The 18783-nt window shown below is 41.1% G+C and carries 19 protein-coding genes and 2 tRNA genes; 10 read left to right on the plus strand and 11 right to left on the minus strand.

Annotation, left to right across the window (positions count from 1 at the left end):
* Position 1: 1 nt before the first annotated feature.
* The 4 genes from IQ31_RS20395 (at position 2) to IQ31_RS20410 (ending at position 3491) form a co-directional block, all read left to right on the plus strand.
* Complete coding sequence (locus IQ31_RS20395) at positions 2 to 766, plus strand: SDR family NAD(P)-dependent oxidoreductase (RefSeq protein ID WP_145329695.1); 765 nt, start codon at positions 2 to 4, stop codon at positions 764 to 766.
* A gap of 41 nt (positions 767 to 807) precedes the next feature.
* Positions 808 to 1665, plus strand: a complete 858-nt coding sequence (locus tag IQ31_RS20400; protein ID WP_145329697.1) for a fumarylacetoacetate hydrolase family protein — start codon at positions 808 to 810, stop codon at positions 1663 to 1665.
* A gap of 25 nt (positions 1666 to 1690) precedes the next feature.
* The gene (locus IQ31_RS20405) at positions 1691 to 2518 is read left to right on the plus strand and encodes an amidohydrolase family protein (protein ID WP_145329698.1); all 828 of its coding nucleotides are present in this window, start codon (positions 1691 to 1693) and stop codon (positions 2516 to 2518) included.
* A gap of 181 nt (positions 2519 to 2699) precedes the next feature.
* The gene (locus tag IQ31_RS20410) at positions 2700 to 3491 is read left to right on the plus strand and encodes an L-fucose dehydrogenase (RefSeq protein ID WP_120336224.1); all 792 of its coding nucleotides are present in this window, start codon (positions 2700 to 2702) and stop codon (positions 3489 to 3491) included.
* A gap of 240 nt (positions 3492 to 3731) precedes the next feature.
* Here the strand turns inward: IQ31_RS20410 and IQ31_RS20415 are convergent.
* Together IQ31_RS20415 and IQ31_RS20420 are read right to left on the minus strand one after the other, a co-directional pair.
* Positions 3732 to 3804: transfer RNA gene (locus tag IQ31_RS20415), tRNA-Phe, on the minus strand.
* A gap of 42 nt (positions 3805 to 3846) precedes the next feature.
* Positions 3847 to 3919, minus strand: a tRNA-Phe gene (locus tag IQ31_RS20420).
* A 188-nt stretch (positions 3920 to 4107) separates the two neighbouring features.
* On the opposite strand from IQ31_RS20420, the gene mnmA reads away from it, so the two are divergent.
* The 3 genes from mnmA to IQ31_RS20435 all read left to right on the plus strand — a co-directional run bounded on the left by mnmA (position 4108) and on the right by IQ31_RS20435 (position 7043).
* Complete coding sequence (gene mnmA, locus IQ31_RS20425) at positions 4108 to 5199, plus strand: tRNA 2-thiouridine(34) synthase MnmA (protein ID WP_046672147.1); 1092 nt, start codon at positions 4108 to 4110, stop codon at positions 5197 to 5199.
* A gap of 185 nt (positions 5200 to 5384) precedes the next feature.
* Positions 5385 to 6449, plus strand: coding sequence for a PA0069 family radical SAM protein (locus IQ31_RS20430; RefSeq protein ID WP_145329700.1), 1065 nt, complete (start codon positions 5385 to 5387; stop codon positions 6447 to 6449).
* A 51-nt stretch (positions 6450 to 6500) separates the two neighbouring features.
* The gene (locus IQ31_RS20435) at positions 6501 to 7043 is read left to right on the plus strand and encodes a GNAT family N-acetyltransferase (protein ID WP_145329702.1); all 543 of its coding nucleotides are present in this window, start codon (positions 6501 to 6503) and stop codon (positions 7041 to 7043) included.
* A 71-nt stretch (positions 7044 to 7114) separates the two neighbouring features.
* On the opposite strand, the gene IQ31_RS20440 is transcribed toward IQ31_RS20435, so the two are convergent.
* The 5 genes from IQ31_RS20440 to IQ31_RS20460 all read right to left on the minus strand — a co-directional run bounded on the left by IQ31_RS20440 (position 7115) and on the right by IQ31_RS20460 (position 11428).
* A complete protein-coding gene (locus IQ31_RS20440; protein ID WP_145329704.1) occupies positions 7115 to 8533 on the minus strand; it encodes an amino acid permease in 1419 nt (472 codons plus the stop codon).
* A 20-nt stretch (positions 8534 to 8553) separates the two neighbouring features.
* The gene (locus IQ31_RS27705) at positions 8554 to 8787 is read right to left on the minus strand and encodes a hypothetical protein (protein WP_145329706.1); all 234 of its coding nucleotides are present in this window, start codon (positions 8785 to 8787) and stop codon (positions 8554 to 8556) included.
* A 131-nt stretch (positions 8788 to 8918) separates the two neighbouring features.
* The gene (locus IQ31_RS20450) at positions 8919 to 9080 is read right to left on the minus strand and encodes a FeoB-associated Cys-rich membrane protein (protein WP_145329708.1); all 162 of its coding nucleotides are present in this window, start codon (positions 9078 to 9080) and stop codon (positions 8919 to 8921) included.
* A gap of 6 nt (positions 9081 to 9086) precedes the next feature.
* Positions 9087 to 11189, minus strand: a complete 2103-nt coding sequence (feoB, locus tag IQ31_RS20455; RefSeq protein WP_145329710.1) for a ferrous iron transport protein B — start codon at positions 11187 to 11189, stop codon at positions 9087 to 9089.
* Positions 11189 to 11428 carry a FeoA family protein gene (locus IQ31_RS20460; RefSeq protein WP_046672175.1) on the minus strand — a complete coding sequence of 80 codons (240 nt, stop codon included), beginning with the start codon at positions 11426 to 11428 and terminating at the stop codon, positions 11189 to 11191. The genes feoB and IQ31_RS20460 overlap by 1 nt, the downstream gene beginning before the upstream one ends.
* A 128-nt stretch (positions 11429 to 11556) precedes the next feature.
* On the opposite strand from IQ31_RS20460, the gene IQ31_RS20465 reads away from it, so the two are divergent.
* On the plus strand, positions 11557 to 12006 hold the full coding sequence (locus IQ31_RS20465; protein ID WP_075993915.1) for a MarR family winged helix-turn-helix transcriptional regulator: 450 nt from the start codon (positions 11557 to 11559) through the stop codon (positions 12004 to 12006).
* 5 nt (positions 12007 to 12011) lie between these two features.
* Here IQ31_RS20465 and IQ31_RS20470 read toward each other — a convergent pair whose 3' ends face one another.
* Both IQ31_RS20470 and IQ31_RS20475 read right to left on the minus strand, forming a co-directional pair.
* Entirely contained in the window at positions 12012 to 12821 is an 810-nt protein-coding gene (locus IQ31_RS20470) for a ZIP family metal transporter (RefSeq protein ID WP_075993914.1), read from the minus strand.
* Complete coding sequence (locus tag IQ31_RS20475; protein WP_075993913.1) at positions 12821 to 13402, minus strand: phosphatase PAP2 family protein; 582 nt, start codon at positions 13400 to 13402, stop codon at positions 12821 to 12823. The genes IQ31_RS20470 and IQ31_RS20475 overlap by 1 nt, the downstream gene beginning before the upstream one ends.
* A 200-nt stretch (positions 13403 to 13602) precedes the next feature.
* Between IQ31_RS20475 and glmM the strand changes: the two genes are divergently transcribed.
* The gene (gene glmM, locus IQ31_RS20480) at positions 13603 to 14985 is read left to right on the plus strand and encodes a phosphoglucosamine mutase (RefSeq protein ID WP_120336231.1); all 1383 of its coding nucleotides are present in this window, start codon (positions 13603 to 13605) and stop codon (positions 14983 to 14985) included.
* Between the two features lie 88 nt (positions 14986 to 15073).
* On the plus strand, positions 15074 to 17149 hold the full coding sequence (locus IQ31_RS20485; protein ID WP_145329712.1) for a Na+/H+ antiporter: 2076 nt from the start codon (positions 15074 to 15076) through the stop codon (positions 17147 to 17149).
* 124 nt (positions 17150 to 17273) lie between these two features.
* Here IQ31_RS20485 and IQ31_RS20490 read toward each other — a convergent pair whose 3' ends face one another.
* Complete coding sequence (locus tag IQ31_RS20490; protein WP_075993911.1) at positions 17274 to 18296, minus strand: WD40/YVTN/BNR-like repeat-containing protein; 1023 nt, start codon at positions 18294 to 18296, stop codon at positions 17274 to 17276.
* 13 nt (positions 18297 to 18309) lie between these two features.
* Complete coding sequence (locus tag IQ31_RS20495) at positions 18310 to 18783, minus strand: hypothetical protein (RefSeq protein ID WP_145329714.1); 474 nt, start codon at positions 18781 to 18783, stop codon at positions 18310 to 18312.

An 18783-nucleotide genomic window follows, 5' to 3' on the forward strand; every position in this document is an offset into this window, starting at 1 on the left:
AATGGGAAAATTAGAACAAAAAGTAGCTGTAATTACCGGTGGTGGTAGTGGGATAGGCCGTGCGATCAGTCTGCAATTTGCTGCAGAAGGAGCAAAAGTTCATATTCTGGATTTGAATGAAGACGGTGGTAATGCGGTGGTTGATGAGATCTTGGCTTTGGGTGGCCAGGCTTTGTTTAATCGTTGTAATGTAACTGACCAGCAAGAAATTACTGGTATAGCACAAAATATCGGAAAAATTGATATTTTAGTAAATAATGCAGGTATTGCTCATGTTGGTAATTTGGAAAATTGTCAATCAGAAGATTTTGAGCGTGTTTTTAATGTGAATGTTAAGGGCGCTTATAATGCATTGCATGCTATCGTGCCGATGATGAAAGCGCAGGGTTCTGGAGCAATCCTTAATCTAGCATCCATCGCTGCATGGGTTGGTATCACGGATCGTTTTGCTTATTCGATGAGCAAAGGTGCTATTTACGCGATGTCAATGTCTGTTGCAAGGGATTACATGGCATACGGTATTCGTTGCAATAGCATTTCGCCTGCACGTGTACATACGCCATTTGTGGATGGATTTATCGCAAAAAACTATCCTGGAAAAGAGGAAGAAATGTTTGAAAAATTATCAGCAAGCCAGCCAATAGGCCGCATGGCACAACCGGAGGAAATTGCCAAATTAGCACTTTTCCTGTGTAGTGACGACGCGGGCTTTATCACTGGAAATGACTATCCAATTGATGGTGGTTTTATTAAATTGAACAATTAAAAAGCTAAAAATAAAATATCTATTATCTCAATACTATAAAAATGAAATTAATACGTTTTGGAGCTCAAGGAAAAGAGAAAATCGGTGTTCAGATCGATGGCGTAAATTACGATGTAAGCGCATTAGGTGGTGATTACAATGAGCAATTCTTTGCTGAGGATGGTTTAGCTCGTTTAGAAGAATTTGTGAAGGCAAATGAAGGTAAGTTGATTGAAGTTCCTCAAGGCGAGCGTATCGGAGCACCTTTTGCCCGTCCATCCAAAATTGTTTGTATTGGATTGAACTATTTAGACCATGCAAAGGAGACCAATGCACCTATTCCTGCTGAACCGATTATCTTTATGAAATCGACCACTTCGTTGGTAGGTCCATACGATAATGTGATGATTCCTAAAGATTCGCTAAAAACAGATTGGGAAGTGGAGTTCTGTATCGTGATCGGTAAAAAAGCCTCTTATGTAGAAGAGCATGAGGCCTTGGATTATGTGGTTGGATATGTGTTGCACAATGATGTTTCCGAACGTGAGTATCAGTTGGAACGTGGCGGTACCTGGGATAAAGGAAAAGGATGTGATACTTTCGCACCAATGGGACCCTTCATGGCGACAAAAGAGGAAATCAAAGACATCAACAATGTGCGTTTATGGTTAAAGGTAAACGGAAAAACCTATCAGGATGGCAATACCAAGGATTTGATCTTTTCGGTAGCACATGTGGTATCGTATGTGTCTAAATTTATGACCTTGTTGCCTGGCGACGTTATTTCAACAGGTACACCTGCAGGTGTTGGGTTAGGATTTAATCCACCGATTTACTTGAAGCCTGGCGATGTTATCGAGTTAGGAGCAGATGGTCTTGGGGAGTCCCGTCAGACTGTTGTAGCGTATTCAAAAAATTAATTGCTCATCAGGTTTTCATTTCATTATGCGTATAGATACCCATCAGCATTTCTGGAAATTCGACCCAATTAGAGATAGTTGGATTACCGAAGAAATGCAGGTCATAAGACGTGATTTCAGTCCTTTAGATATTCAGTTTGTGCTTGAACGAAATGGATTCGGAGGGAGTGTTGCTGTTCAGGCAGATCAATCCAAAGAAGAGACTGCTTATTTGGTTCAGCTGGCTAATGATTATCCTTTTATTAAAGGCGTTGTGGGCTGGATTGATCTTCAAGCAGCAGATATTCGACAACAGTTGGATGGCTATCAATCAGACACGGTCATCAAAGGATTTCGTCACATTGTTGAAGGAGAAGCGGATCCTGATTTTCTTATCCGCCCTGCCGTACTAAATGGACTGAAGGCATTGGCAGATTATGGTTATACTTATGATCTGCTCATCCGTCCACGTCATTATGCAGCAACGCTAGACTGTGTGCAGCAAAATCCAAATCTACAATTTGTGTTGGATCATATTGCCAAACCGCCAATCAAGTCGAAGGCATTTGATGAGTGGGCCACGTTTATCGATGCGCTAGCTGCTCTTCCAAATGTCGTATGTAAAGTTTCTGGACTTGCCACAGAGGCCGATTGGGAAGGATGGAAGCTTGATGATTTTAAACAATATCTGGAGCATATCTTTGCACGTTTTGGAAAGGAGCGCATTATGTACGGGTCAGATTGGCCTGTATGTCTATTGGCTGCATCTTACGAAGAAAGTATTGCCATAGTTGAAGATAAACTAGGGCAATTTACAGCTGCAGAGAAGAACGCATTTTGGGCAGAGAACGCTATACGTGTATATAATCTTTAAAAGGAAAAACTTCAGCATGTTATGAAAGGGAAAAATAACATGCTGAAGTTTTTTATTGGCCATGAAGCCGGATAAATGGGCTGAATAACGCCAATATAAAATTAATCAATAACCAGAGAACGAGTTCATTGTTGCGAATGTTAATCACAATCAATGAAACAAACCATTCAATAAAAGTATTATGGATCTTCATTTAAGAGATAAAGTTGTTATTGTTACCGGCGGAGCAAAAGGAATCGGGCGGGCCGTAGTTCATGCGTTAGCTAAAGAACAGGCTATTCCGGTCATTGTTGGCCGTAAACAGGCGGATAATGAAAAAGTCAAGGAAGAAATCAAGCAATTTGGTGTAGATGCACTCTGTATTGAGGCGGAGTTATCTAAACCCGAAGATTGTGAAAGAGCCGTCCAGAAAACATTGGAAGTATATGGCCGTATCGATGGTTTGGTGAATAATGCCGGACAAAATGATGGTGTCGGATTAGCTTCAGGTAATTATGAAAAATTTGTTGCTTCTCTGCATAAGAACTTAATTCACTACTATCTGATGGCACACCACGCTTTGGATGCATTGAAAGCTTCTAAGGGCAGTATTGTGAATATTTCGTCCAAAACTGGCGAAACAGGACAGGGAAATACCTCGGCTTATGCGGCATCCAATGGTGGACGTAATGCGCTTACACGCGAGTGGGCTGTAGAATTGTTGCCTTATTCGATTCGTGTAAATGCCATTATCGTGGCAGAATGTGCCACTCCGCAATACGATACCTGGATTCAAACCTTATCAAATCCGGAGGAGACCTTGAAGAAAATTACGGATCGCATTCCATTGGAGCATCGCATGACGACAGCGGAAGAAATCGCCGATACAACAGTCTTTTTGCTGTCTAACAAGTCAAGTCATACAACTGGCCAATTGATCCATGTGGACGGTGGCTATGTGCATCTGGATCGCTCTATTATTGCTGAATCGTAGCAGAGCAGCGATTGGATTTTGGAAATTAAACTTGTGTGGTTTTGAGGTCACAACTCCGGTTCATTTCCAAAATCCATGATCGTTTTTTGATATTGCCCTTCAATCAATGAAAACATCGCCCATCGAAATCGAGTAGTAGGGATATGGTACATGTTCTACACAGCAGAGGTGAAGGGGAAGTTGTATGAAATGCAGTTAGCTAAAACAAAAAAAGCCTGTTCAATGAACAAGCTTTTTTTGTGGTGCCACCTGGGTTCGAACCAGGGACACAAGGATTTTCAGTCCTTTGCTCTACCAGCTGAGCTATGGCACCAGTTGACCTTTTATTTAAATCTGTGATCATCAGATTGAAGCGTGGTGCCACCTGGGTTCGAACCAGGGACACAAGGATTTTCAGTCCTTTGCTCTACCAGCTGAGCTATGGCACCGCTTTTTTGCTATGGGTTTGTTCCCCTATTGCGATGCAAATATAGTCCGATAATTTGAATTCTAAAACTTTTATGCAGATTATTTTCGTACTTTTTTCGAACGTGTTGATTTTGATCGAGATAAAATTACAAGAAACTAACATATAGGAAAAGGAATAAGCTGTATCTTTGCATTTCAATAATTAGAGATGAGTAAAAGAGGAAGAGTTTTAGTTGCAATGAGTGGAGGGGTAGATAGCTCCGTTGCTTCTGTCATGCTCCACGAACAAGGATATGAAGTTATCGGTATCACGATGAAGACATGGGATTATGCATCCGCAGGTGGTTCGTCGAAAGAGACCGGATGTTGTAGCCTTGATAGTATCAATGACGCTCGTACATTAGCCGTAAACTATGGTTTCCCTCATTATATATTAGATATACGTGATGAGTTTGGAGATTTTGTGATTGATAATTTTGTAGAAGAATATATTGCTGGACGCACGCCTAACCCATGCGTATTGTGTAATACCCACATTAAATGGGAGGCTTTAATGAAACGTGCTGACAAATTGGACTGTGAATTTATCGCTACCGGGCACTATGCCAATATCCGTATGCACGACAATGGTCGCTATGTGATATCAAAAGGTAAGGATGAAAATAAAGATCAATCTTATGTTCTATGGGGCGTGTCTCAAGAAAACCTTGCGCGGACGCAGTTTCCTTTAGGATCTTTCACGAAAAAGGAAATTCGTCAGATGGCTTTGGATATGGGACAAAAAGAATTGGCCAATAAGTCTGAAAGTTATGAAATCTGTTTCGTTCCTGACAACGACTACCGTGCGTTTTTGAGACATAAGGTGCCAACATTGGATCAACAAATTGGTCCGGGTAATTTTATCCTTTCCGATGGTACCGTCGTCGGTAAACATATTGGCTATCCTTATTTCACCATCGGTCAACGTAAAGGCTTAGGTATTGCCTTGGGTAAACCGATGTTTGTGATCGAAATCCTTCCAGAAAGTAATACGGTGGTATTGGGTGAAGAACACGAACTTGAAAAGTCACATGCCTATGTTCGCAATGTGAACTTTGTGAAATATGCCGGACTGGATCAACCGATGGAAGCAATTTCAAAGGTACGTTATAAAGATTCTGGTGCTTTGTCGACCATCTCCCAAGAAGGCGATAAAGTGCGCATTGATTTTGTACACAATGTGAAAGGTATTGCTCCTGGACAATCGGCCGTTTTTTATGAAGGCAATGATCTACTCGGTGGTGGTTTCTTAATGAAATAATAAGAAGCTGGACTGAGATCTAGCATAAGAATTTTAATCCCTATCCTGTAACGACAGTATAGGGATTTTTTGTTTGGTTTAAAATGCGACTTATCTGGGCTTCTAATTCGAAGATATTCACTTTCCGCTATAAAGATTGAGAAATCTTAATTTGATATTACTAATAATTTTAGTAATTTTAACTTATGAATTCGTCAGAATATTTTAAGGGTAGAGGGGCGCAGATCAATCCCAATAACAAATTTTTTTCTAACCAATACGTGCAGGAGCATGTTGAAGGGCTGGATGAGGAGTTTTTGGGGGCCGAAAAAACACAATTTATTCCGACTCATCCAAAATCCATTATTTCCAAGTCAAATAGTCCGGATCTCCGTTTTGAAAGATCCATTAATCCCTATCAGGGCTGTGAACATGGGTGTATTTACTGTTATGCGCGCAATTCGCATGAGTATTGGGGTTTTAGTGCAGGATTGGATTTTGAGCGTAAGATCTTGGTAAAACATAATGCCGCTCAGCTTCTCGAACAGGAGTTTAGAAAATCGAGCTATCAGCCCGATTTGATTATGCTTTCCGGTAATACAGACTGTTATCAACCTATTGAACGGAAGCTGGGTATCACACGTTCGCTTTTAGAATTGATGGTCAAATACCAGCATCCGGTCTCTATCATCAGCAAAAATGTACTGATGCGGCGGGATTTTGATCTTTTGCGTGAACTTGCAGCACGCAATCTGGTTTCCGTTGCAGTAACCATCAATTCGTTGCGCGAGGAGGTACGTCAGAAAATGGAACCACGTACTGCAACGGCATCGGCCCGGTTGAAACTGATCGAGGGATTGACAGGGATTGGTGTACCCGTCATGCTGATGATGGCACCCATTGTTCCGGGGATCAATAGTGATGAGATTTCAGATCTGATTCGTTCGGGGGCAGATGCGGGCGCAATTACAGCCTCTTATACCATCGTGCGGCTCAATGGACAGATCGGTGGTATCTTTAAGGATTGGCTCTATCAGAACTACCCTGACCGTGCTGAGAAGGTATTACATTGGATTGAAGCCTGTCATGGTGGAAAAATTAACGATACCGATTTCGGGCGGAGGATAAAAGGGGATGGTCATATGGCCGAGAGTTTACAGCATTTATTCAAGCTTTCTGTCAAGAAATATATGAATAATGGGACGCTCCCATCCTTGAGAAGGGATCTTTTTCGCTTACCCGATGCAGGCACACAGCTGGGATTGTTTTAGTTATTAGTGTCAAATGGCAGCAGAAAATAAGCCATTTGTGTAATTTTAAAAATGGAAATTAAAACAGAACGGCTCAAGCTCAGATCCGTAGAGAAAATAGATTTGGAAAATATCCATTCCCTATTAATGTACCCTGAATCTGCATTGTTTAATCCGAGTGGATTTCCGGATGGAATAGCCCATACGGCGCAAATGGTGGAAGCTTGGTCAGCGCAAATCCATGAATCCGATGTCCGAAAGGATTATACCTTTTATATAGAAACTCTAGAAGGAAAGGAGTTTATTGGTCTAATTAATATCAGCGTTGTCAAGCTACGCTATCGAAATGCAGAAGTATGGTTTAAGCTTGTTCCGACAATGTGGAATAAGGGCTATGCAACAGAGGCATTGAACCGAATCCTGACATTTGGTTTCAAGGAACTTAATTTTCATAGAATTGAGGGCGGTTGTGCGGTTGAAAATATCGCTTCCGCTAAAGTAATGGAGAAAGTCGGCATGGTCAAAGAGGCTCGCAGACGGAAAATTTTGCCGTTAAAAGATGGTTGGAGCGATAATTATGAATTTGCTATTCTCGAGGAGGAATACCCGCTTTAAATTTTAGCAAAAAAGCCTGATTCATGCAATGAATCAGGCTTTTTTTATTGATAAGATCGAGGTTCTGTGAACTAAGATTTCTTTCTTTTGATCAAAACATAACTCACATAGAGTAATATAAGCCAAGCGGGGATCAATTCTACCGGAAGTTTCATTCCTGTGATCCACATGATGCCAAGTACAGCAATCAAAAAGATCAGACAGATATAGTTACTTAGGGGATATAGAAAGGATGGAAACTTGGTCTGTAAGTGGGCATCGAGTTTATTTTTTCTGAAATACAAATGTGTAATGGAAATCATGACCCAGTTTATAATCAGTGAAGATACCACAAGCGACATCAAGATCTCCAAGGCATTTTTCGGCGCAATATAGTTGATAAATACACAGATCGCAGCGAAAAGTGCCGAGACCAAAATTGCGTTAATAGGCGCATGATTCTTGTTGAGTTTCGAAAGAAAACGAGGGGCATTCCCCTGTTCTGCCAGTCCATATAGCATTCTGCTGTTGCTGTACACACTGCTATTATATACTGATAATGCGGCGGTAAGAACAATGAGATTTAGCGCATTTGCGATAATTTTTGTGAAATAGAAAGTCTTTCCAAAGAGGGTAAATTCAAATCCATTAAGTTTGTCAAATACCAGTACAAAAGGACTTGTATCGGCGGTGATATTCGTCCACGGTGTCAAAGAGAAAAGAATAATGAGTGCACCTACATAAAAGATCAAGATCCGATAGATCACCTGGTTGGTCGCTTTGGGGATGTTCTTTTCGGGATGTTCGGCTTCTGCAGCAGTAATACCAACCAACTCTAGACCACCGAAAGAAAACATAATCAATGCCATGGCCGAAAGGAGACCTTCAAAATTGCCATCCGATGTTTCGCTAAACCAGCCTTTTGGGAAAAAACCGCCATGTGAAGTCAGGTTGCTGAGACTTGCCTGCTCACCTCCAGTACCGCTTACCAGTAAGTATACACCAAAAACAATCATTGCGATGATCGCAATAACCTTAATGATAGAAAACCAAAATTCCGTCTCGCCATAAATTTTGACAGAGGCAAGATTAAGGGCGTTGATTGCAAAGAAGAAAAATAAACTTGATGCCCATAGGGGTATTTCAGGCCACCAGAACTGCACATAAACGCCTATTGCTGTAAGTTCGGCCATGCTTACCAAGATATACAGGACCCAATAGTTCCAGCCCGAAGCATAACCTGCAAAAGAACCCCAATATTTATTGGCGAAGTAGCTAAAACTTCCTGAAACAGGTTCTTCAACGACCATCTCGCCCAATTGGCGCATAATAAAAAAAGCAATAATTCCAGCGAAAGCATAGCCGAGTATAACTGCCGGCCCAGCTAGTGTGGCAGCCTTTCCGATACCTAGAAATAAGCCTGTACCAATTGCACCACCCAGGGCAATTAATTGAATATGTCTATTTTGAAGTCCTCTTTTTAATTCTTCCTTATTGTTCTGTTTCTCCATGTGTATGGTTAATACGGTTACTAGTCTGTTTTGACCGATCCTTGGCAGGGGAAACCTGTGAAGACTTTACTCCTTACCAGAATCGAATTGGTCAAAATTGCTGCCGCTGTATGATGTGCCGACGAATAACGTGGCTCCCAGTGCATCTTTTGCCCTAAGCGCATAAAGTTAATAAAACACTTAGGTATTTGTGCACATTCTGTTGTGCTTTTAATGTATTTCGTTGTTTTTTTATAAACAATGGCGGAAGCCATGTTTTTGGCTAAGAAATAGAAAGCGCCGTAATTTAGAAATACGGCGCTTTATGAATTAGTAGCTAGTGTGATTTTTGGCCACTCTAGCTAATAACGAAATCTTATTTGCAAATGCTACTCAAAAAGATAAATTAATTTGCTTTTTGTGTTTTTTCTCCGCTGCAGTCGCATCCACAGCCTTTCGAGCAGCTCGACTTGCCCTTTAATGATTTTCGGACATTTTTAACGACATACCATACAGCCGCCAAGACGAGAATTCCTACGATGAGATATTGTACTGTTAAATTATCCATAGCTTTTTATTTTAAAAGTTGATAAGCAATTAAGGCACTGAAATAGGCCAAACCTGTCATAAAACCAAGCTGTATTAAAGTCCATTTCCATGAGCCTGTTTCCCTTTTTACTGCCGCAATTGTACTCATACATTGCATAGCAAAAGCATAGAACAGTAATAAGGATACACCGGAAGCTAAATTGTAAGCCGGTAAACCGGTATTCCGGTTAATTTCGCTTTTCATTTTGCCTAATACCGTTGTTTTAGATGCTTCATCTTCGATATCCACTTCATCACCAAGGCTATATACTGTTGCCATTGTGCCCACAAACACTTCACGGGCAGCAAAGGAAGAAATGAGACCTATGCCCATCTTCCAGTCATAGCCCAATGGTTTAACAACAGGTTCAATAGCCATGCCAAGATAACCAAGGAAGGAGTGTTCCAGACGATATGATGAAACTTCATGCTCCAAATCTGCTTCGGACAGGTTGGGGTTATTTTTTGTTACATATTCTTCTGCTTGGCTAAATTTGTCGTTTGGACCAAAACTACCTAATGCCCAGAGTATAACAGAAATGGCTAAAATAATTTTACCTGCGCCGAAGACAAAGCTTGATGCTTTTTCCCAGACATTTAAGGCTACATTTTTCCAATCCGGAGTCTTATAGGTGGGGAGTTCAAAGATGAGAAATGATTTGTGTTTTGATTTGATGACTTTGGTCAGGATAATCGCGGATAGCAAAGCTGCGAATATGCCAAGCAGGTACATCACAAACAATACAATCCCTTGTATTTGAAAGCCTCCTAATTTCGTGTCCGGTATCACCAGTCCGATCAGAACGATATAAATAGGGAGACGTGCTGAGCAGGTCATAAAAGGTGTTACCAGAATAGTGACCAGTCTTTCTTTGCTATTTTCGATGTTACGTGCAGACATGACTGCAGGAACAGCACAGGCCACTCCGGAAATCAATGGAATCACTGATTTTCCATTTAGACCAAAGGGACGCAGCCAGCGGTCCATCAGGAAAACAACACGGCTCATATAGCCCGTTTCTTCCATGATCGAGATAAAGATGTATAAAATAACGATCTGTGGAATGAAGATCACAATTCCGCCAATACCTTTGATAATACCATTGCTGAGCAAGTCGGTCAATGGCCCTGCCGGCAATGCTGTTTGTATATAGGCTGCAAGATCACCAAATAAACCATCGATAAAATCCATGGCTGGTCCAGACCAGGTATAAATTGCCTGGAAGATTAAAAAGAGGATACCAAAGAAGATGACATAACCAAAGATTGGGTGAAGCAGGATGCTATCAATCGTATTGGTTTTGTTTTTATTCGAGGATTCATCCTTTACATAGATTTCAGCAAGGCTGCTATCTAGGGATTTACTGCGCAATATGGCTTCGTCTTTTTGCAGCTTCTCGGCCCGCAATTGATATTTTTCACGGATTTGCTGAATAGCCTGATTTTTTCCCTTCGATAAAAAGGATACTTCGCCTTTGGCCAGGTATTGCCAGGTGTGGTATTCCGTATCTAATGGGAAAAGACGTTTAGTTTCCTCTAATGCTGCATCAGCTTCCGTTGGTAGACTGAATTTGCTGATATACATGGGCGGAACAGCATCAAAGTTTTTGATCAGCTGATCGATACCTTGCCCCGTACGTGCATTGGTTTCGTATACTTTAGTATTTAATAGGTGTTCAAGTTTTTGAACATCGATTGTAATTCCTTTTTCTTTGGCTTCATCAATCATATTGATGACAAAGATGGCCGGCAGACCGAGTTCCCGGGCTTGTTGATAAAGAATAATAGACCGTTTTAGGTTCGTAGGTTCAGCGACGACAACGACGAGGTTTGGTCTGAAACTGCTTTCTTTATTGACTAAAGTGTTGAAAACAACTTCTTCGTCCAATGAACTTGGGAACAGGGTATATGTGCCCGGTAAGTCAATAATACGATAAACTTTGTTGTTGGCTTTAACTTGCCCCTCACGTTTTTCGACCGTAATACCGGGATAATTTCCTACTTTCTGATTTAATTTTGTAATCCGGTTAAATAGAGATGTTTTACCCACATTTGGATTACCCAAAAGTGCAATAATCGGGTTATTCATTATTTCTGATCAATAAGGATGACTTTAGCTTCTGATTTGCGGATAGCAATTAAGGCGTTATTAGCACTAATATTTAGACATATAGGACCGTCCAAAGGTGCGATATGTTTCACCTCTACTTCAGTACCGGGTATAAACCCCAATTCGAAAAATTTAGCTGGAATTTCGTGTGAATCAAAATCTATAATTACCGCTTTTTCCCCTTTTTTTAGCTTATCTAAGCTAGTTCTATTACGCATCTGCCTGTTTTTTTGAATTCTTCAAATATACAGAATTTCTACCATTTAGAATGATTCTAATGTCATAGTTATGTATTTAGTAAAAAACAGCTATCTTTACTATTCAGAACGATTAATTATCAACCAGAATGAAGATTGAGGACGAAATCAAAGTAAGTAAATTCAGCAATGAATGGCATCGTTGTACGGTAAATATTCTTTACACGTACAATTGGATTAACAATGAGCTTGAACAGCGTGCTGCCAAAGAAGGAATCACTTTGAAACAGTTTAATGTCTTGCGCATATTGAGGGGCCAATATCCCAAGCCTGCAACCAATAATCTGATTAAATCAAGAATGTTGAGTACTACACCAGATATTTCGCGTATGATTGATCGCATGGTTTCCAAAGAATTGGTTTCACGTTGTCAATCGGGTGGTGATAAAAGGGCAGTGGATTTGGTTATCACTGAAAAGGGCCTCGAGATTCTTAAGAGTTTAGATGAGGATATGTTGATGAAGGATCTTTTACCCGATCGAATTAGCGAAGAAGAGGCAATGACTTTAAGTGCACTGTTGGATAAACTTCGCGGCTAAAGAAATTAATGCGCATGGTCATGATGTTCATGATCATGCGGTTGTTGATGCTGATCGTGCCCATGATCATGTTCTCCGACAAATAAGAAACTTCCGAGTGCAATAGCAACACCGGCTATCACAGCAATCATTTTCTTTTTATTGAATTTATGATGGTCAATTGAGCCCGATTCAAAAAGTATCGTTGTCGATATGTGCAAGAAGATACCAATAACCACGGCCATGATTTTATCAAAATATTGCTGGATATTGCCTACTTCACCTGCACTGATGGCTTTGCTTAGCAAAAAGCCAAAAGGGGTCATTGCTGCAAATAAAGCTAGTGTAATGAGGATGGTGTTTTTCTTTAAATGCGTGCTTATTAGAATACTTCCCAATGCAAATGCCGCCGGAATGTGGTGGATGGATATGCCTAGTGCAAGTTCAGTCTGATGTGTTGCCGCAAGTGGCATGCCTTCAAGGAAAGCATGAAGACATAGGCTGAACATAATACCTATTGGAAAACGATGATTGTGGTGGTCGTGATCATTGTCGGTATGGATATGGCCATGCTCGATCCCTTGGGAGAACTGTTCAAGAAAGAGCTGGAAAAGAAATCCAGCAAGCACATAAATACCCAATACCTCAGGTGAAGTATTGTTAGACTGATAGACATGCGGAATGAGGTGCAGTACCGTAATAGAGAATAAATAGGCTCCACTGAAAGAAAGGATGAGTTTAAGGAAACTGGTTCCTTTCTTTTGTACAAAAAATACAGCAATTCCACTTGCAAATGCAGGTATGAATAAAATTAAAATCAATAAAATTGAATTCATTATACGTGTTCAGTTTTAAAAAAGCTAGGCACAAACCGTTTGAATAAGTAGCCTGTTGCCAATCCAACCAGGATACCTAAGGCTGAACCACAGAGGACATCAAACGGGTAATGGACACCAACATAAATTTGAGAGACTGAAATTAGGGTTGCCCAGGTAATACAAAGCCAAAGCACATGTTTCCATCTTCTCCGGAAAAGTACAATCCAGAAAAAAGCAAGGGAAAAATGATTGGCCGCATGAGAGGAGGTAAAGCTAAAGCCGGAGCCGCATCGCACCCGGATATTGACATTTTCTTTAAACTCCACGTCGTTACATGGTCTAATCCTTTTTACAGTCTTTTTGATCAAATGAGATGATATACCATCGGAAATTCCGAAGGTAACCAAGGTCATGGCAACAATTAGAATTCCCGTTTTTCCATAGGTCTTTATGAAAAATATGATCAGAAATAAATACAAGGGGGCCCAGGTATATGGATTGCGTAGTATAGGCAATAACCAATCAAACACGGGGTTACTCAAGCCCTGATTAATGGCCAGAAAAATCTCTTGATCGATGTGTACTAATTGTTGAATCATAAATGTTGCTGATGACAATGAAATTCCTAAACTTTAAAAACTCACTTTTCAAAAGTAAAAATAATTTCATTGCAAACGGTTGTTTCTTTTAAAAACAACTTTGTTGCAACAAATATACGTTAAATATTCATTAATTATAATTTTAATTCGATATTTTATTGCCATTGTGCTAAATTTACACGTTAATCAATTCAAAAGAAATGACTTTAATTAAATCAATATCAGGAATTCGAGGTACGATAGGCGGGCGGGCTGGAGAGGCACTTACCCCAATAGATATCGTTAAGTTTACAGCTGCTTATGGCAAAATAATTGTTAAGCAGAGTGGTATCAAAAAAATTGTTGTTGGAAGAGATGCGCGTGTTTCTGGTGAGATGGTAAGTAATTTGGTGATTGGTACCTTGCAAAGCATCGGTGTTGATGTGGTTGATTTAGGTCTTTCAACAACGCCAACGGTAGAGATCGCTGTACCTATGGAAAAAGCTGCTGGTGGTATTATTTTGACTGCTTCACACAATCCAGGTCAATGGAATGCGCTAAAGTTACTGAATGCAAAGGGCGAATTTATTTCAGATGCCGAAGGGCAAGAGGTATTGGCCCTTGGTGAATCCTTAGACTTTGATTTTTCCGAAGTTGAAGCATTAGGACAGGTTCATAAAGACTATTCATATTTACAGAAACATGTAGACGCTGTATTAGCGTTGGAATATGTTGATAAGGAAGCTATTAAAGCCGCTAATTTTAAAGTTGCTTTGGATGCCGTAAACAGTACAGGTGGTACATTTATACCTGCCTTATTGGATGCGCTTGGTGTGCAGACAATCTATAAAATCCATTGTGAGCCGAATGGTCAGTTTCCGCATAATCCCGAACCATTAAAAGAGAATTTGACAGATCTATCAGCTGCGGTTATTGAAAACAAAGCTGATTTAGGGATTGCTGTAGATCCAGATGTAGATCGATTGGTCTTTATGATGGAGGATGGTGAGCTATTTGGTGAAGAATATACCTTAGTGGCAGTAGCAGATTATTTATTGCAGCATAAAAAAGGAAATACAGTTTCTAATTTATCTTCTACACGCGCACTGCGTGATGTGACTAAAGCACATGGTGGCGAATATTATGCCGCTGCTGTTGGTGAAGTCAACGTGGTTACAAAGATGAAGGAAGTGGATGCGGTAATTGGCGGAGAAGGAAATGGCGGTGTTATCTATCCTGCATCTCACTATGGCCGTGATGCACTGGTAGGGGTAGCGATCTTCTTGACACATCTGGCTAAACTTGGTAAAAAAGCCTCCGAATACCGCGCCTCTTTACCGCAGTACTTTATGTCAAAAAACAAGATTACACTGACTCCGGAATTGGACATTGACAACTTATTGGCCAAAATGGAGGAAAAATATAAAAATGAAGACCATTCAACAATCGATGGATTGAAAATAGACTTTGAAAATGAATGGGTTCATTTACGTAAATCGAATACCGAACCGATTATTCGGATTTACTCGGAGGGACCTACGCCTGAAGCTGCTGAGCAGATCGCGCAGAAGATTATCCGCGAAATTGAAGAAATAATTAAATAAAGATAAAAAGCTGCCTATGCAGCTTTTTGTTTTAAGACTGATCTCATCGGAAGAGGATTGTCTTAGCTATTACGAAGTTTTATAATGTATGATTAGAAAGATCATTTTAGGTACGTATTGTTTTCTTAGTTTAATTTTATTTGTCTTTCCGACAAGTGCCCAGCAGCCTATGGACGAAATCAATGGGCTACTGGATCGTTGGCACAAAACTTCGGGTGAGGTAAAGTATGGTCCATTTTTGAATGTTATTGCTTCAGATGGAGTTATTTTGGGTACTGATCATGATGAAAGGTGGGATAAAGCCCATGCAGAGAAGTTCAGCGATCAATATTTCAATCCCAAAAATGCCTGGACTTACACCTATGACAAGCGGCATATCAGCTTTAATGCCGATAGCACGACGGCCTGGTTTGATGAAACGTTTAAGATCAATACCAAGTCCTTTCGTGGCGTGGGCGTATTAAGTAAGCAGGACAATGAATGGAAGCTTCGTCAATACAGCATGTCCATGTCGGCACCTTATGCGGATGTGAAAGCGGCCGTAGGTGGAAAGGCAGGTCAGAAAATTCACAGTAACCTGTTATTGGTGATGGTGCTGTTTTTCTTTATGGCCATGTTATTTGTGCTGAGTCAACGCCTCAAGATCTCTTACCCCATTCTGTTGGTTGTTGGCGGACTTGTGATCTCGTTGATCCCCGGGGCACCTGTCATAAGTGTTGATCCTGATATCGTGTTTATGGTATTTTTGCCACCCTTACTTTTTGAAGCAGCCTGGTATACCAATTGGGGGAATTTTCTAAAGTGGCGACGGTCTATTTTTATCATGGGCTTTGGTTTGGTCTTCTTCACATCGCTGGCGATTGCCTACTTTTCGGTCAGTATTATTCCGGGATTTACCTTGGCGCTGGGCTTTTTACTGGGTGGGATTATCTCTCCTCCAGATGCCGTGGCTGCTAGTTCTGTCCTGAAAGGGGTAAGTATTCCTAAACGTGGAATTGCGATATTGGAAGGGGAAAGCCTGGTGAATGATGCAGCCTCATTGACGGTATTTAGATTTGCATCCATTGCGATTCTTACTGGCCAGTTTGTGATGAGCAATGCGACGACGCAGTTTCTGATGTTATCGGTCATGGGGGTTGTCGTTGGTCTGGTCATCGGTCACATCCTCTATATATTCCTACGTTATGTTGCTAAGTCGTCGAGTATTTCAACACCCATAACCCTTATTGCACCTTACCTGATGTATATTGTTGCGGAGCATTTTGAGTGGTCGGGGGTCTTGGCCGTGGTTAGTGGCGGATTGTTTCTTTCCTTCCGGGCAGGGGATTACCTCAACTATCATACACGGATCCAAACCAAAGAAGTGTGGGCGACAGTGGGTTTTCTCTTAAATGGATTTGTCTTTATCCTCATTGGACTTGAACTCCCGGTGATCATCAATGGTTTGGGGGAATACTCCATGGAGGAAGCTATTGATTATGCATTGGCGATTTGTGTAATTGTTATTGTTTTGCGATTAATCGCCGTTTATCTTTCGGCTTTTGTTCCCAGGATATTATTCAAACGGGTCCGCATCAAGGAAAAGAGTCCAGGGTGGAAATTACCCCTGGTCGTTGGTTGGGCCGGTATGCGCGGAGTGGTTTCTTTGGCATCAGCATTGGCAATACCATTGACTTTATATGATGGAACGGCCTTCCCACACCGAAATCTGATTTTGTTCATTACATTTGTGGTGATTTTAGTGACGCTTGTTTTTCAGGGGCTTACATTGCCTTTGTTGATTAAATTGATAAAAATTGAAGAGGTCGATGAGCAAGCTTCAATGGAGGAGCAAATCGATGAGATTCGGGTACGTCTTGGTAAAGAATCTATTGCGTATCTGGATAAACATTACGCAAAGGAAATGCTGGAGCATGAGACAATTGCCCGTGTTAAAGAGCAGATCATCCGGAGTGTAAATGCATCCGAACGAGCGAAAGAGGAGGATACACGTGCGCAGCTTTCTGCAGTAAGGGGGCTCTATAATAAAATTATGCTGGAACTTTTGGCGCTGCGTCGTGATGGTCTGTACAAGATCAAGGAAAGCAAGGCCTTTGACAGTGATGTTATTAAAGAGATCGAGTATTCCCTGGATTTGGAAGAATCGCGTTTGTCGCGCAAGTAGTTGTTTATAAGTGAGTAAATCTCAGTTTTTTTGCACTGCGAAACCTAGCTCCAGTGTTGCAAAAAATAGTGCGCCGTTGTTGTAAGAAATAGCGTGTAGAGGTGCAAAAAATAGCGAATTTAGCTTATAATGCTAAATTCGCTATTTTTCCTTTATCACCCACTAAAAATATCGCTTGGCCTTTTTTTGCCTTTTGTACGGCATTGAAGCTTTCCTTTCCGATAGGCGTCCAGTTTTTTCCGCCGTCATTAGAGAGGTCTGTACCCGAGGTTCCCGTGCTGATCAGCTGTTTTTTTGAAAGGTAAATAACGGCCGACTTAAAGCCATCGGGAGCTGTTTCTGGCGCAAACCATGTTTTACCGCCATCGTTGGTTAACAGGCTATTTTTGTCTTTGTTTTTATCCTCTTTGTAATCGCCACCGACTACAATACCAGTTTTCGACGAGTAAAATGCAACGGAAAAAGGACCGGTGCTATTTTTCCCCTGAATGATGGGGCAGCTGTAACGTTGCCATGTGTCCCCCTGATCTTTGCTGCTGTAGATATTGGCTGCTGTTCCACCGGTGGCAATCCAGTATGTCCCTTTATTATCGCAGTAGATGGAGGTTCCACTGGCCGCAAAACCGGCCTCTCCTTCGGTAATTGTAAAGTGCATATTCGCGGATATATCTTTCCAGGACCTTCCGAAATCGATGCTTTTTAATAGTGGCATTTTCCCCTGAATGGCGTCGCCAAAGGCAATACCGATCCCTTTTGGTGTAAAAGCAAAACCGTCATAAAATATTTCGGGCCGCTTATCTATGAATACTTCTTTCCAGCTTCGACCGCCGTCATGGGTACTTAAGATGATGGCCGGGGAACCTGCCGAAATAATTAAGGCTTCGTTCTCATCAAATGCTTCGATATCCCTAAAATCTGTTTTTTCGTAGCCAATTGGATTTACCCACTGCCAGTTTTTTCCAGCATCGGTGCTGAGCCCGACGGTACCATTGCTTCCGCTTACCCATACAGTTGTATCATCGACTACACTTAGGCCTCTGTAGCTGCTGTTGCGTTCTTGATTTACGATGTTGATTTTTGCTTGTTGAGCACTCAGCTGGCTCAATAAGAAGGTTTGGATAATAAAGACCAGAAATAAAGGTTTCATGTCGTTATGCTTTTTATTTAAACAAATCTACTCGTCTTTTTGAAATTTTTCCCTGTTTTTTTAAGATTGTTTTGCGGAGCTGAAGAAATCCAACGGTCATTTTCCGTGGTGATTTAAAATAAGGAATGCTCAGTACGACCAACAGCGCGATGCAGGCGGAAGTGCCGAGGGCTCCGCCATAACCAGTAAAAAATTTACTGGTATTGAGCAGTATTGTCGTGAAAATAGCGCCAGCTAGAGCCAAACCGAAATAGGTTGATAACTGGTTTTTGGAGACCATGCCTATAAATGACGCGCCTATAAAAATAGGGGGAATGTACTGTGCGAGATAAGGAGAAACACTTTGTGGGAAGAAATGTAGAAAACCTGCAACAAGTAAGGTCAGCAATGCCGACGAACGTACTGCCCCTTGGTGAAACTTGGTGTTGACATAGTATGTCGCCGTGCTCCCGATGGTGCCAACTAGGTATAAAATGAATGTTTCCAT

The organism is Sphingobacterium siyangense, assembly GCF_007830445.1.
Classification (GTDB): Bacteria; Bacteroidota; Bacteroidia; order Sphingobacteriales; family Sphingobacteriaceae; genus Sphingobacterium; species Sphingobacterium siyangense.